Raw genomic sequence first — 13,180 nt, forward strand, 5'->3', positions numbered from 1 at the left:
AGCCCACAACTCATCCGGCACCAGCCGCCGGGACAACGCATCAGCCATGGCAACGATCATGCATCATCAGCCACAACATCCATACGAGACACGCTCTAAGTGGAAACGTTTCACTTCGGCGTGTTTCCGCGCCGGAGTTCGACGGTCACCCTTCCGCCATGGACGGGTACCCCCACGAACTCGAATACCGGCGTGAGCACACGAAGGGGATTCGCGAACTCGCGTACGTCGAACGAATCGACGATATGGGGTTCACGTTGGAGCACCACGCGGAACGGCGTGAGCGCTGGGCTGTTCGTTACGCGACGGCGTGTGCCGAGGACTTTCTCGCACGACAGCGCGCGAAGCCCGGCCGTTTCGTCGTGAGCGTGTACCGGCTCCGTCCCGAGGAACCGCGCCACCACCTCGTCACCATCCGGCTGAACTGGCCGTCCCCGAAAACACCGAAAGCGAGCGCTCCCACGTGACCGACGACTACCAGTCCCGCACCGAGAACACCTTTTACGCGATGCAGGGCTTCCTCATCGACTGCTTCGCCGACGAACGCCACGCCCTCGGCGAAGCGCTCGAAACGATCGTCTCGTGCACGGAGGACCTGCTGTTCGTCATCGAGCGCGCGGACGCCGACGCCGTGCACCAGGTGCGGCACTACCGCGAACGCGTCTACCGCGAACTCACCCGCGCCTACCGACGAGACTCGCACTACAACCCGGTCTGGGACACCGACTGGACCCGGTTCACCCCGCTCGGCCGGGGATGAATCTGGTTGACTGGCGCCATGCTGCCCTGGGACGGCGAACTCGCCGGAAGAATCGACCGCCACACCTTCGACTCGACCCTGCTGCGCGACAATCCCCTCGGCGATCCGCACGAACGGCCCCTCTGGGTGTACGTCCCGCCGGGCTACGACGACACGGCCACCCGCTACCCCACCGTGTACGTGATCCAGGGCTACACCGGGCACATCTCGATGTGGGCCAACCGGACCGCCTACCGCCAGCCGTTCCCGGAGACCGCGGACGCGGTGTTCGCCGACGGGACGGTACCGGGGTGCGTGCTGGTCTACGTCGACGCGTGGACGGCGGTCGGCGGGTCGCAGTTCGTGGACTCCCCCGGTACCGGGAAGTACCACTCGTACCTGTGCGACGAGATCGTCCCGTGGGTCGACGCGCACTACCGGACGATCGCGGACCGCGAGTCGCGCGCGATCACCGGCAAGTCCTCGGGCGGGTTCGGCGCGATGATCACGCCGATGCTGCGGCCGGACCTGTTCGGCGCGCTCGCCACGCACGCCGGTGACACGCTCTACGAACTGAGCTACCTGCCGGAGGTGGGCGAGATCGTTCGCGCGCTGCGCGCTTACGGCGGCGACGTCCAGCGGTGGTGGGCGGACTTCCGCTCGCGCACCGCGTTCACCAAGCCCGAGGACGAGCTGATCCTGGGCATCTTCGGTGTCGCGGCGTGCTTTTCGGCGCGCGAGGACGGCACACCGGAGCTGCCGTTCGACCCGGTGACCGGTGTGCTGCGCCAGGACGTCTGGCAGCGTTGGCTGGACTGGGACCCGGTGCGCATGGCACCGAAGTACACCGATGCCCTCCGCTCACTGCGCGCGGGCTGGATCGACGCGGGCACGCGGGACGAATGGTTCCTCGACGTCGGCGCCGAGGCGTTCCGCGCCGAAATCCTCAAGGCGGGCCTGCCGGAGGACCGCGTGTACTTCGAACTGTTCGACGCCGCGCACGGCGGCATCGACTACCGCTACCCGTTAGCCCTGAAGTGGCTGGCGGAGCGCCTGAAGCGCTAACGAGTGCAGCGCCAGATGACCGTCGCGGTGTAGGGCCAGAGCTTCTGCCAGATCTCGGTGCAGTTGCCGAATCCCGCGGCGGTCGCTTGCCGTTGCGCGTGAGCGCGGGCGTAGTACAGCTCCAACCCGAAGTCGCTACTCCCCTCGCCGCGGAAGTCCCTGGTCTCGGTGGTCACCGTCGCCGCCGTGGCTTCCGCGAGCGCGGGCACGCTCAGCACGCACGCCGCAGTGGCCAGCCCAGTGGCAACGGCTCTGACTGTTCTGATCATTTGACATCACCTCGGCCGTCGAGCCTAATCGACGGAATTCATGATTTTCCCTGCCATACGAGGGAATCCCATGCGCCGGACGGCCGACCGCCCCCTGAGTGGAACTCTACTTAGCCCCTAAGTAGAGTTCCATCATGGTTGGTTCACGCGGGCCGCGGATGACGCTGCCCACCCAGCTCGTACTGCACGTCCTGCTCGACGACCCCGATCGCGAGCGGTACGGCCTGGAGCTGTGCCGCGCCGCCGGCCTGCCGAGCGGGACGATCCACCCCATCCTGGCGCGCCTGGAAAGAGCCGGATGGCTCATCAGCCACTGGGAAAGGATCGACACGACCGAGGAAGGCCGCCCGAAGCGCCGGTACTACCGGCTCAACCCGGGCAACCTGGCCACCGTGAAGGCCGCCCTGCACCGGGCGGCCCCGGACCCGACAGCACTCGGCCGCCTCCGCCCCGGTACCACCGGTGGCCTGTCGTGATCTTCGCATTGTCCAGCCGCCGCGCGCCCATGTCGGCCGACGACATCCCGATAGCACCATCGGAGGAGGAAAAGCGCCGCCGTTTCCTGGCACATGCCGCGCGAGTGACCATGGGCCTCGACGATCTCGACCGATCGAAGTCCCATTTCAAGCAGGAGATGGAGAAACTCGAAGAACTGGTCGGCAACCTCGGTACCGCTGGCGCCTCCATGCCACCGGCGCGGATCCGTCTCGAGCAGGCGAACTTCTTGCTTTCCGCACTCCGCCAGAGCAAGCGGAACACCGGGGCCAACGCCGACCGGCTCATGAAGATCAGCACGAAACTCGGCGACTTCCTCGAAGCCGACCGGACACCGGGCCCAACAGGCTCGCGAGTGCAGCGGAAGCCGATCTCACGCTTCCCCCGCCGCGCGATCGACCGGGCACTGCGGACACTGCCGTTAGCGGAACGCGAGCGCTATTTCGACGAGTTTCTGAGCGAGCTGGAAGAAATCGCGCAGTCGTCGCGATCCCGTCGCGCACAGCTTCGGTACACGATCCGGCTCCTCTGGCGAGTGCCGGTGCTGTGGTTCGCGTTGCGCGAGCCTGATGCGAAGGCGAACAGGGTCCGACGATGAAGGTCATCGAGGCTTTCGCGCACGTGACCGCGTCCACTACGCGCACCACCAACGCGGTGCGCATTCTGCGGTGGTTCGTGCTCTGCGTGGTGCTGGTGTCCGGCGAACTGTGCGCCGCCGTCGCATTCCTGTGCCAGTCCCCCGCGGCCGGCACGGTCATCGGCCTCGGCACCGCGATTCCCGGTGCGGGAGCGGCGATCTACGGCTGGCGCAAGAGCCGCACGGCACCCAACTCCTGAATCCGTCAGGCCGATCGGGGCTGGTCTTTCGCGGCCTGGTGCTCGCGCACCGCCTCTTCCAGCGCCCGCATCCCGAGGTCGATGAGCGGGTTCCGCCTGCCGCCCCGGCGCACGCAGGTGAGGATCCGCCGCGCGGGTACGTTCTCGCTCGACACCGGCACCCGCGCCACCGCCTGGCCCGCCGGTCCCTCGGCCAGCCGCGTGCACGAGCACGGGTTCGCGCCAGGCACTGCCGGGCTGATGGACACGGTCATCGTGATCATCGGAATCCCGCCGGGGTTCGGCGTGCCGGTGGTCGCGGCCCGGCTCCGCGACCACCGGCCACTCGTGCTCGGCGTCGCCGCACACGGCACGGCTCTCGGGCAAGGCCCAGTCAGCGGACATCTCCTCAACGCGACCGGCCCGCCGACCTTCGGCGTGCTGCACAACGTCACCGGCGGTTGGGAAGCGTCGCTCTGGCTGGTGGGGCCCGAACTCGCGTGCGGCCTGCTGACCGCTCGGCCGGGCCTCGTGCGGCCGGGGGAAACGGCACTCGATCACCAGGAGGACCAATGTTGTCGCTGATCGTGTTCGTGGACATCATCGCACTCTCCGTGCTGGGGTTCTCGCTGGCCGCTTGGGCGCAAGGAACCTCGCACGCGCGATCGGTCGCTCATTTCCTTTACCCGCGCCGGAAAGCGGACCACCCGGCCGGTCCACCGTCACGGCTTCCGGTCAACAGCCCTTGAAGTGCTTGTCTGCCGACCAGCCGGTGTTCGCCCATGCTTCCGCGGCGGGAGGGGTGAAACCGGGGAGCACCTTCGCCAGGCCGGTGAGCAGCCAACTGGTGAAGCGGGCGGCGCCCTGCGGGCAGGTGTGGATGCCGTCGGCGCTGCGATCGGCCTTGCCGTCCTTGGTCTGCTGGTAGGCGCTGCCCCACACCTCGGTGGCGTCCAGCACGCTGGCCTTGCCGGAGGATCCCGCCGCGACCGTGCGGGCGATGTCGGAAGTGCGTGCCAGTTCGGCCATGTGCGGCTGGTAGAACTCATCGGGTTTGATCGGCGGCATGGTGACGAAGACCAGTTTCGCGCCGGCGCCGGTCACCGTGGTCAGCAGCTTCTCGTAGGCCGCTTGCTGTTCCGGCTGGGAGGCCCAGTCGTAGGTGGCGATCTGGTAGACGACCGCGGTGGGTTTGGCCTCGGTGATCTGGCCTGGTAGCTGCTTCCAGTTCTCGTCGGCGGCCGGCCCGACGACGTTCCCGCCTCCCTCGGCGGCGATGGACTGGAAGTCGGCGCCACCGGCCTTGACCGCGGCGGCCAGCGGGAGTGCCTCGCCCACCGCGATCGAATCGCCGAGGAAGAGCACTTTCGACCGTTTCGCTTCGGTCGCGGTGGACGGGCCCGAGCAGGCCGCGGTCGCCAGGAGCAGCCCGGCGAGGCCGAGGAGGAGCATTCGTGTCTTGGTCATGGTTCCGACCGTGCCGTCGCCGTGTCCCCACCGCTGCGCCGGTCTGTCGCAGTCGTGTCGCAGAAGACCACCGGACCGGCGACGCGACGCGGCCTTGTCCATACTGGACAGGTGGCGGCAATACTGCTCATCGAGGACGATCCGCTGGTCCGGCGCGGCCTCCAGCTCGCGCTGTCCAGGCACGGTCACGACGTGCGCACCGCGGACACCGGTGAGCACGGGCTGGCCGAGTTCGCTTCGTCCACACCGGACATCGTGGTGCTCGACCTGATGCTGCCCGGTATCGACGGATTCGAGGTGTGCCGCCGGATCCGGAACGCGGGCGAGGTACCGGTGATCATGCTGACCGCGCGTGGCGACGACTTCGACGTGGTCAGCGGGCTGGCCGCGGGCGCGGACGACTACGTGGTGAAACCGGCACAGCCCACGGTGCTGGACGCGCGGATCCGCGCGGTGCTGCGCCGCAGCGCGGGTGCCTCCGACGGCGTGCGGGCGCACGGCGAACTCCGGATCGACACCACCGCGCTCACCGTGTCGGTGCGCGGCGAGCCGGTGCCGCTGACGGCGACCGAGCTGCGGTTGCTGCTGACCCTTTCGCGGGCTCCCGGCCGGGTGTTCAGCCGCACGCAGCTGCTGCAGGAGGTGTGGGAGCACGACTACCTCGGCGACTCCCGGCTGGTGGACAACTGCGTGCAGCGGATGCGGGCGAAGATCGAGTCCGACCCGGCGAGCCCGGTGTACGTGCAAACCGTGCGCGGGTTCGGCTACCGGTTCGGCCCGGTATGAGGCCGAGGGGGCTCCGTGCGCGGCTGCTGGTCGCCTTCGTGCTGGTGACCGTGCTCGGGGCCGCGGCGGCGGCATGGTCGAGTGCCGGATCGGCCAGTGCGTCGCTGGTCGCGTCGACCGAGCAACGGCTCACCGACACCCTCACCAGCCAGATCGGGGCGCTCGCGCCCATGCTCACCTATCCGCCGGACCAGGATTCGCTCGATCGGCTGCGCACGGCCGTCGGCGCGAACGCGCTGGTCACCTACCGGGATCTGCGGTCAGCGGGAACCGGCACCGAACTGATCACCGACGCGCTGAGCGCCGCGGTGCGCGCCCAGAACCGGGTTGTCACGCAGCGAATAACCGCGGGCGACACCCCGTGGCTGCTGATCGGCACCCCGGTCATGCTCACCGCCGCCGACGGCAGCCGCACCCCGTCCGGCGTCGAGGTGTACACGGCGGACGACCTCACCGGGGTCGAGCAGCAGATCGACGGGCTGGCGCGGTCCGCGGGGCTCACCGCGGCGGTGGCTTTGCCGCTGGCGGCGCTGCTCGCGCTGCTGGCCGCGGGCAGCGTGCTGCGCCCGGTGCGGAAGCTCCGGGACACCGCGCGCCGGATCGCCGCGGGCGACCTCGACGCCCGCTCCGCCCCGCAGGGTGCGGACGAGTTGGCCGAGCTGACGGTCAGCATCAACGAAATGGCCGAGTCGGTGCAGACGTCGATGGCGGCGATGCAGCGCATGCAAGCCGACGCCAAGCGGTTCGCCGCCGACGTCTCCCACGAACTGCGCACCCCGTTGAGCACGCTGACCGCGGTGATGGAAGTGCTGGCGACCACGACCGATGACCTGGACGCGGACGCCAGGGAGTCCGCGCAGCTGGCGATCGCCGAAACCCACCGGCTGGTCCGGCTCGTCGAGGACCTGATGGAGGTCTCCCGCTTCGACGCCGGAACCGCCTCCGTGCGGCTGGAGGAGGTCGACGTGGTAAGCGCGGTACGAGACTGCCTGCGCGCCCGGGGGTGGCTGGATCGGGTTGAACTTGTTGCGCCGCACCAGATCCTGCTCCGAGCGGACCGGCGCCGCCTCGATGTCGTCGTGGCCAACCTGGCGGGCAACGCGCTGCGGCACGGCGCGCCACCGGTGCGCGTCCACGTCTCGGCCACCGCTGAGGAGGTCCTGATCGAGGTCACCGATCACGGTCCTGGCCTACCCGAACGCGTGCTGCCCCACGTGTTCGACCGCTTCTACAAGGCCGACACCGCGCGAGCGCGTACCCCCGGCAGCGGGCTCGGACTGGCGATCGCGCGGGAAAACGCGCGCATCCACGGCGGCGAACTCGTCGCATCCAATGCGGATGGTGGTGCGCGGTTCGTGCTGCGACTGCCGCGGAACCTGGAGGACCGGTGAAACGGAGCTGGCTGGCCGTACTGCTCCTGCTGCTCACGAGCTGCGGGATCGAGCCGTCCGGGCCGACCACCGGAGGTGAGGCCCCGACCGGCATCGCACCAGGCGTGACGTTGTACTTCGTCGACGCGCAGCGCGAACTCCGGCCACAGCCACGGAGAACCGGGCACCTCGACACGATTTCCGAAGCGCTGTCCCTGTTGCTGAGCGGGCCCGGCGCCCCGGACGCGCACACGGAGATCGCGCCGACGTCGGGCGCCCGTGTCGCCGTGACCACCGAACCGGGAGTGATCCAGCTGATGGTGCCGTTGGCCATCTACGAGGTGGGCCGGCTCGGCATCGATCAGCTCGTGTGCACCGCGCTGGACGTCCACGTGCGCGGTGGCGGGCCAAGGACCACGAAGGTGCGGGTCATCTTCACCCAGCCCACGCCCGAGTCGGACAAGCTGCGGACCTGTCCGCTCATCACCTGAGCCGCTTCTCCTCGCTGGACGCTCAGCCAAGTCCGCTGATATCGACGGTGATCGGTGCCGGGGCAGGCAACACCAGCCACAGCACGGCCAGTCCGGCCATGACCGCGGTGAACGCGAAAACTCCGCTGCGCCCACGCGCCCACTTGGCGCGGAACCGGATCGGGTCTTCGACCAAGTACTTCGAGAGTGCGGCCAAACCGATCGAAAGGGTGCACACCAGCAAGGTCCGGGGCCATCCGCTCCACTGCGCGGGGAGCAGCGCGGAGACTGGCCAGTGCCACAGGTAGAGGCTGTAGGAGATCAACCCCAGCCAGCGCAGTGGTTGCCAGGCAAGGATTTTCGCGAGCACCGTGTGCGGCGCCCGCGCGCACAGCCCGATCAGCACCGCGGCCGCCAGTGAGTGCGCGAAGAGCCCGCCGGTGAACAGCCACCGCGAGTTCACGCCGTCGGCGAACCACCACAGCACGCCGATCAAGGACACCAGCACAGCGCCCACCCACGGCGCGGCCAGCTTGGCCAGTAACGTTCGCGCGGACCGGGTGGCGACCACCGCCCCCAGCAACAACGAGAACGCACGAGTATCCGTGCCGGTGTAGACCCTGCTCGGATCTCCCGGGATGACCAGCGCGATCATCAGCGCCAGCGAAACGACCGAAGCCAGCAGCGCGATCGTGGCGACTCGACGGTCCAGGTTCCGTCCACATCGGACGATGACCAGCAGGATCACCGGCCACACCAGATAGAACTGCTCCTCGACCGCGATGCTCCACAGGTGCTCGAACACCCTGGCCGCCCCGAACCGGTCCCAGTACCCCGCCGACTCCGCGAGCAGATGCCAGTTGACCAGGTTCAGCTGCACCCACGGGCCGTCGGCGAGCGTCGTCCGCACCACGTCCGGCGATGCCACGAGCCACACCAGCACGGTGGTGCCGACGAGCATGGTCGCCAGCGCCGGCAGCAGGCGGCGAATCCGCCGGCCCCAGAAGCCCACCAGTGACACCGTGCCCGTCGCGTCGATCTCCCGCAGCAGCAGTTCGGTGATGAGGTACCCGGACAACGCGAAGAACAGGTCCACCCCGAGGAACCCGCCGGGCAGGTGACCGGTGTGGAACAGCAGCACACCCAAGATCGCGATGCCGCGCAACCCGTCCAGCGCGGATGACCGCGTCCTTAGCGCGACGGTCGGGGCTTCCTGTGCGTGTGTCATGGCTTCGACTGTGGTACTGGTGTGTCGGGTGGCGGTCGTCGTCGTGTCGCAGTTCTGTCGCAGTGGCTCGTGCGGATGGGTTCGACTGGGTTCGGCTGGGGCTGGATGGGGCCGGACGGGGCCGGTCATCCGGAATTGTCGGTCGGGTTGTGTAGGGTTGAAAATGGGGGCTTCTTTTTGGGTTTGCTCGCGTGTTTGGGTGGCACGGTGAAGGTTTACGGCACGCCTTCGGCGCGCCGTAGGGAACCGACGCTCCTCGGTGCCGGTCGCGTCGTTGGTCACCAGCGTCGGTTCCCTACGGAACGAAAACCTTTGGTCGCCTTGGGGTAGCGTCCCCGACGCACTGTCGGTCCCGTATGTTGTTTGGCGTGCGGTTTCGTTGTGGGCGCGTTGTGGCAGGTTGTGATCATTTCTGTACCCGATCGGGTGGTGGGTTGATTGATAGAATTGTTTTGTGGATGTACTGGAGATTTCTGACGGTCGGGTTATTTCTGATTCTGCGGAGCATTGGAAGAGGTGGTATCGGTATGGGCAGGCGATGTTGTTGCGGCAAATCGCACAGATGAGTGGGGTGTGGTCGCGAAGATCGGTGCTGGCATGGGTGGCGTTGTCGTGCAACTGCACCCAAGCCGGGGCGGAGAAGAAAGCGGCGCTCGCTGACGCGTTGACCTCCTACCTCCCGCGCACTCTGGAGGCGTTGGAGAACGGGCTCATCGATGAGGGCATGGCATCGAAAGTGTTCGAGGCTACCGCGTGTGCGTCCCGGGAGGTCGCGGCTGAGGTGGACTCGCGGTTGACGTTCGAGAACAAGAATCCAGGCTCGTTACGACGGATGGCCAACTCGCTGCTGATGCGGGTCGATCCCGAGGGGTATGAGCAGCGGCGGCGAGCGAAGACGGCGGCGCGGATGGTGGAGATCCGGCACGGGGATCACGGGTCCTCGACGTTGTTCGCGGAGTTGCCCTCGGATCGGGCGCAGGCGATCTATGCCCTGTGTGACCGGTACGCGTTGGACAAGAAGCGCCAAGGCGACGTGCGCACCATGGACCAGCTCAGAGCCGATGGCCTCGTGGAGCTGTGCCTGGGTGGGGAGTGCGGCGGTAAGCCGACGGCGCAGGTCTTCGTCTACATCGACCTGCCGACCCTGATGAGCCTGCGGAACAACCCCGCCGAACTGGCCGGATGCGGCGAGATCTCACCCGAGATGGCGCGCGAGATCGCCTTCGAACCGAACTCCGTGTGGAACCGGATCGTGTCCGAGCCGATGACCGGGCTACCGGTCGACATGGGCCGCAAGAGTTACCGGCCGTCGAAAAAGATGCGCAGGTACGTCCAGGTCTTGCACCGCACCTGTTACCTGCCGGGATGTTTCCGGCCCGCCCAGTGCAGCGACCTCGACCACATCCAGCCCTGGAGCGAAGGCGGCGGCACCGACAAAGTCAACTTCCGGCCCTTCTGCCGCGTGCATCACGGCCTGTGCGATGAACCCGGGTGGGAATTCCACACCGGCGACGACGGCACCATCACCGTCACCACCCCCGACGGCCGCACCTACACCGAAAAACCGACCGGATTCATCTGACCGGGGCCAGCAGACCTCGGCTTCGAGATCACCGGTCCACAGTCGCAGTATCGTGGCGGCCTCGGAACTGATTTTGCCCTTTTGTGCAAGTGCCCGCAACGTCGGCCGAGTGCCGCGTGTTCCTGCGTGACTACAGTTCGCAGTTCCTGGGCGACTCGAGCTTGTTGCGCGTGCTCGAGGAGAACGGGCCGGAACGTTCCTCAGGAGCCATGTCGAACGTGAGGGTGGATTGGCTACGAGCCGGCCAGTGCGGACGCGGTCGTGGCTGCCGAAGAGCGGCTCGGTGCTCGACTGCGGTCGGCGTACCGGAACTTCCTGTTGGCCAGCAACGGCTTTGGTTATGTCGGCCATGTCGACCTGCTCCACGTGGACGAGATCGGCTGGTTTGCCGAGCGCGCCCCGGGGCTCGTGGAGACCTGGAACGAACTTGATGACAGTTACCGCGAAATGTTCGAGCGGAGCTTTGCTGCGTTGCTGTTGCAGGCGGCTCGGCGGTTGGACGCCGGTTGAGGATCAGCCCCATGCGCCTCGACCGCCGAAGACGCCACGGCCGCCAATCCCGGTCCAGGTACCGCTGAGCTGTGCTTCGTCGTCGACGGCCCAGTGCTGCTCCTGTTCGACAGGCTCATCGAGCGGGGGTGGACAGCACGGCGGCTCACCCAGAACCTCAGGAGCCTCTGATGGTGCGGCGCAGCTTCGGGACGCGCTCGGCGAGCGTGCGTTCGCCGCCGCGCTGCGTCGGGTGGTAGTAGTCCTGCCCGACCAGGGTGTCCGGCGGGTACTGCTGCGCCAGCACGCCTTCGGGCACGTTGTGCGGGTAGCGGTAGCCCTTCGCGTTGCCGAGCTTCTCCGCGCCCGCGTAGTGCCCGTCGCGCAGGTGCGGCGGCACCACACCGGCCTTGCCCGCGCGCACGTCCGCGATCGCCGCGTCGATGCCGACGATCACCGAGTTCGACTTCGGGGCGGTGGCGAGGTGCACGGTCGCCTGGGCGAGCGCGAGCCTGCCCTCGGGCATGCCGATGAACTGCACGGCGTGCGCGGCGGCGACGGCGGACTGCAACGCCGTGGGATCGGCCATGCCGATGTCCTCGCTGGCGTGCACGACGAGCCTGCGCGCGAGGAACCTCGGGTCCTCCCCCGCCTCGATCATCCGCGCCAGGTAGTGCAGCGCCGCGTCCACATCGGACCCGCGGATGGACTTGATGAACGCGCTGATCACGTCGTAGTGCTGGTCGCCGTCGCGGTCGTAGCGCACCGCCGCCTTGTCCACAGTGGACTCCACGGTGGCGAGGTCGATCACGCCCGCCTCGGTGGCCGCGGCGGCGTCGGCGGCGGCCTCCAGCGCGGTGAGCGCGCGCCTGGCGTCACCGGAGGCGAGGCGGACGAGGTGGTCCTCGGCGTCGGGCTCCAGGGTCAGCTCGCCGGCCAGACCGCGCTCGTCCGCCATCGCGCGCGTGAGCAGCTCGCGGATGTCGTCGTCGGTCAACGAGCGGAGCTGGAGCACCAGCGAACGGGACAGCAGCGGCGACACCACCGAGAACGACGGGTTCTCCGTGGTCGCCGCGACCAGCAGGACGGTCCGGTCCTCCACGGCGCCGAGCAGCGCGTCCTGCTGAGTCTTCGAGAACCGGTGCACCTCGTCGATGAACAACACGGTGTTCTCCGCGTTGTAGTTCCGCCTGCGGCGCGCTTCCTCGATCACGCCGCGCACTTCCTTGACGCCCGCGGACAGCGCCGAGAGCGCGACGAACCGGCGCCCGGTGGCAGTGGAGACCAGGTTGGCCAGCGTGGTCTTCCCGGTGCCGGGCGGGCCGTACAACAGCACTGACGCGGGTGCCGCGCCCTCCACCAGCCGCCGCAGCGGCGCGCCTTCACCGAGCAGGTGCTTCTGGCCGACGACCTCGTCGAGCGAGCGCGGGCGCATGCGCACCGCCAGCGGGGACCCCGCGGGCACCACCTGCTCGCGCGGCGCGTCCGCCACCGGTTCCGGCGGCGGGGCCGCCTCCGGGTTCACCGTGAAGAGTTCGTCCTGTCCCACGGGCTTCACGGTAGCCGCGAGCACCGACAGGGCGCGTCAGCGGGGCAGGCGACGCCTCGCCGACTCGGCGAACGACCGCGCGATGATCGCCGCCGCGTAGGGCAGGAAATCGGCGCCGCGACGGCACAGCCACGGGATTCCCTTGAACACCAGCCACCCGAGGTGCTGGGCGGCACCCGGCTCGAGCCCGCCGGAGCAGGTCAGGCTCACCGGATCCGGCACGGTGAAGCCCGCGCCTTCGATCAGTTCGGCGAAGCCCCGCGCGAGCATCCGGTGCCCCAGTTCGGACGGGTGCAGCCGGTCCACGCTCCACGCGGTCAGGTCGTAGGCGCCGGGCAGGGACACCAGATCGAGGCACGGCACGCCGCGGCGCGCCACCACGGTGTCGATCACCTCGTTCAGCTCGGCCACGCGTGCGCTCAAGGCCCGCTTCAGGGGTCCCGGCAGGCGGAACACCTTGCCGTGGTCGTGAAAGCGGACGGGGATCGCGAGGCTGCCCGCCGCGGTCAGCTCCACGACGATCTTGTCGAGATCCGCCTCGATCGCCGGCGCGGAGAAGTCCGAGCGCAGCGTGTCGTTCATGCCGACCACGATCAACGTGACGTCGGGACGGTGCGCCAGCGCGCCGGGTAGCTGGTCGGCCAGCACGCAGTGCATCCGCGCGCCGGTGAAGGACAGGTTGACGTAGCCGCCGTCGCCGACGCCGAGCGCGTCGGCCACGAGCGGTCCGACACCGCGCCACGCGCCGCCTGGCAGCGGATCGCCGAGCCCCACCGCGGTGGAGTCGCCGAGCACCGCCAGCCGCCGCGCCAGGCGCGGACCGGACGGGACGAAGGAGGGTTCCACGGGGCCTTG

18 protein-coding genes are annotated in these 13,180 nt (G+C 68.6%); 12 read left to right on the forward strand and 6 right to left on the reverse strand.

Annotated elements, in window-relative coordinates; translation table 11 throughout:
* Nucleotides 1–158: 158 nt before the first annotated feature.
* From ABD256_RS31635 to ABD256_RS31645, 3 genes are read left to right on the forward strand one after another with little or no spacing between them, the layout of a single operon-like run.
* Nucleotides 159–467: a hypothetical protein gene (locus tag ABD256_RS31635; protein ID WP_344427355.1), complete on the forward strand. Its 309-nt coding sequence runs from the start codon at nt 159–161 to the stop codon at nt 465–467.
* On the forward strand, nt 464–760 hold the full coding sequence (locus tag ABD256_RS31640; protein WP_344427357.1) for a hypothetical protein: 297 nt from the start codon (nt 464–466) through the stop codon (nt 758–760). The genes ABD256_RS31635 and ABD256_RS31640 overlap by 4 nt, the downstream gene beginning before the upstream one ends.
* An 18-nt stretch (nt 761–778) precedes the next feature.
* Nucleotides 779–1,804 carry an alpha/beta hydrolase gene (locus ABD256_RS31645; protein WP_344427360.1) on the forward strand — a complete coding sequence of 342 codons (1,026 nt, stop codon included), beginning with the start codon at nt 779–781 and terminating at the stop codon, nt 1,802–1,804.
* Here ABD256_RS31645 and ABD256_RS31650 read toward each other — a convergent pair.
* Complete coding sequence (locus ABD256_RS31650) at nt 1,801–2,073, reverse strand: hypothetical protein (protein WP_344427363.1); 273 nt, start codon at nt 2,071–2,073, stop codon at nt 1,801–1,803. The genes ABD256_RS31645 and ABD256_RS31650 overlap by 4 nt on opposite strands.
* A 134-nt stretch (nt 2,074–2,207) precedes the next feature.
* Between ABD256_RS31650 and ABD256_RS31655 the strand changes: the two genes are divergently transcribed.
* From ABD256_RS31655 to ABD256_RS31665, 3 genes are read left to right on the forward strand one after another with little or no spacing between them, the layout of a single operon-like run.
* Nucleotides 2,208–2,549, forward strand: coding sequence for a PadR family transcriptional regulator (locus tag ABD256_RS31655; protein ID WP_344427366.1), 342 nt, complete (start codon nt 2,208–2,210; stop codon nt 2,547–2,549).
* Nucleotides 2,550–2,578: 29 nt separating this feature from the next.
* A complete protein-coding gene (locus tag ABD256_RS31660) occupies nt 2,579–3,166 on the forward strand; it encodes a hypothetical protein (RefSeq protein ID WP_344427369.1) in 588 nt (195 codons plus the stop codon).
* Complete coding sequence (locus tag ABD256_RS31665) at nt 3,163–3,405, forward strand: hypothetical protein (RefSeq protein WP_344427374.1); 243 nt, start codon at nt 3,163–3,165, stop codon at nt 3,403–3,405. Before ABD256_RS31660 ends, ABD256_RS31665 begins: the two co-directional genes overlap by 4 nt.
* A 5-nt stretch (nt 3,406–3,410) precedes the next feature.
* On the opposite strand, the gene ABD256_RS31670 is transcribed toward ABD256_RS31665, so the two are convergent.
* On the reverse strand, nt 3,411–3,659 hold the full coding sequence (locus ABD256_RS31670) for a type 2 periplasmic-binding domain-containing protein (protein WP_344427377.1): 249 nt from the start codon (nt 3,657–3,659) through the stop codon (nt 3,411–3,413).
* On the opposite strand from ABD256_RS31670, the gene ABD256_RS31675 reads away from it, so the two are divergent.
* Nucleotides 3,646–3,969 carry an MFS transporter gene (locus ABD256_RS31675; protein WP_344427380.1) on the forward strand — a complete coding sequence of 108 codons (324 nt, stop codon included), beginning with the start codon at nt 3,646–3,648 and terminating at the stop codon, nt 3,967–3,969. The two genes, ABD256_RS31670 and ABD256_RS31675, sit on opposite strands and share 14 nt — an antisense overlap.
* Before the next feature lie 150 nt (nt 3,970–4,119).
* Here ABD256_RS31675 and ABD256_RS31680 read toward each other — a convergent pair whose 3' ends face one another.
* Nucleotides 4,120–4,851, reverse strand: a complete 732-nt coding sequence (locus ABD256_RS31680; RefSeq protein WP_344427382.1) for an SGNH/GDSL hydrolase family protein — start codon at nt 4,849–4,851, stop codon at nt 4,120–4,122.
* A gap of 111 nt (nt 4,852–4,962) precedes the next feature.
* Here ABD256_RS31680 and ABD256_RS31685 point away from each other — a divergent pair, with 111 nt between their 5' ends.
* From ABD256_RS31685 to ABD256_RS31695, 3 genes are read left to right on the forward strand one after another with little or no spacing between them, the layout of a single operon-like run.
* Nucleotides 4,963–5,637, forward strand: a complete 675-nt coding sequence (locus ABD256_RS31685; RefSeq protein ID WP_344427384.1) for a response regulator — start codon at nt 4,963–4,965, stop codon at nt 5,635–5,637.
* Nucleotides 5,634–7,028 (forward strand): ATP-binding protein, encoded by a 1,395-nt coding sequence (locus ABD256_RS31690; RefSeq protein WP_344427387.1) that lies wholly within the window; start codon nt 5,634–5,636, stop codon nt 7,026–7,028. Before ABD256_RS31685 ends, ABD256_RS31690 begins: the two co-directional genes overlap by 4 nt.
* Nucleotides 7,025–7,498: a hypothetical protein gene (locus tag ABD256_RS31695; protein WP_344427390.1), complete on the forward strand. Its 474-nt coding sequence runs from the start codon at nt 7,025–7,027 to the stop codon at nt 7,496–7,498. Before ABD256_RS31690 ends, ABD256_RS31695 begins: the two co-directional genes overlap by 4 nt.
* Nucleotides 7,499–7,520: 22 nt before the next feature.
* Here ABD256_RS31695 and ABD256_RS31700 read toward each other — a convergent pair whose 3' ends face one another.
* Complete coding sequence (locus tag ABD256_RS31700; protein WP_344427393.1) at nt 7,521–8,705, reverse strand: acyltransferase family protein; 1,185 nt, start codon at nt 8,703–8,705, stop codon at nt 7,521–7,523.
* Nucleotides 8,706–9,159: 454 nt separating this feature from the next.
* Between ABD256_RS31700 and ABD256_RS31705 the strand changes: the two genes are divergently transcribed.
* The gene (locus ABD256_RS31705) at nt 9,160–10,287 is read left to right on the forward strand and encodes an HNH endonuclease signature motif containing protein (RefSeq protein ID WP_344427397.1); all 1,128 of its coding nucleotides are present in this window, start codon (nt 9,160–9,162) and stop codon (nt 10,285–10,287) included.
* A gap of 228 nt (nt 10,288–10,515) precedes the next feature.
* Nucleotides 10,516–10,797, forward strand: a complete 282-nt coding sequence (locus tag ABD256_RS31710; protein ID WP_344427674.1) for an SMI1/KNR4 family protein — start codon at nt 10,516–10,518, stop codon at nt 10,795–10,797.
* Nucleotides 10,798–10,954: 157 nt separating this feature from the next.
* Here ABD256_RS31710 and ABD256_RS31715 read toward each other — a convergent pair whose 3' ends face one another.
* Together ABD256_RS31715 and ABD256_RS31720 are read right to left on the reverse strand one after the other, a co-directional pair.
* Complete coding sequence (locus ABD256_RS31715; protein WP_344427400.1) at nt 10,955–12,325, reverse strand: replication-associated recombination protein A; 1,371 nt, start codon at nt 12,323–12,325, stop codon at nt 10,955–10,957.
* 36 nt (nt 12,326–12,361) lie between these two features.
* Nucleotides 12,362–13,171, reverse strand: coding sequence for an SGNH/GDSL hydrolase family protein (locus tag ABD256_RS31720; protein ID WP_344427403.1), 810 nt, complete (start codon nt 13,169–13,171; stop codon nt 12,362–12,364).
* Nucleotides 13,172–13,180: the final 9 nt, after the last annotated feature.

The sequence above is a fragment of the Amycolatopsis minnesotensis genome (assembly GCF_039529815.1).
Lineage (GTDB): Bacteria > Actinomycetota > Actinomycetes > Mycobacteriales > Pseudonocardiaceae > Amycolatopsis > Amycolatopsis minnesotensis.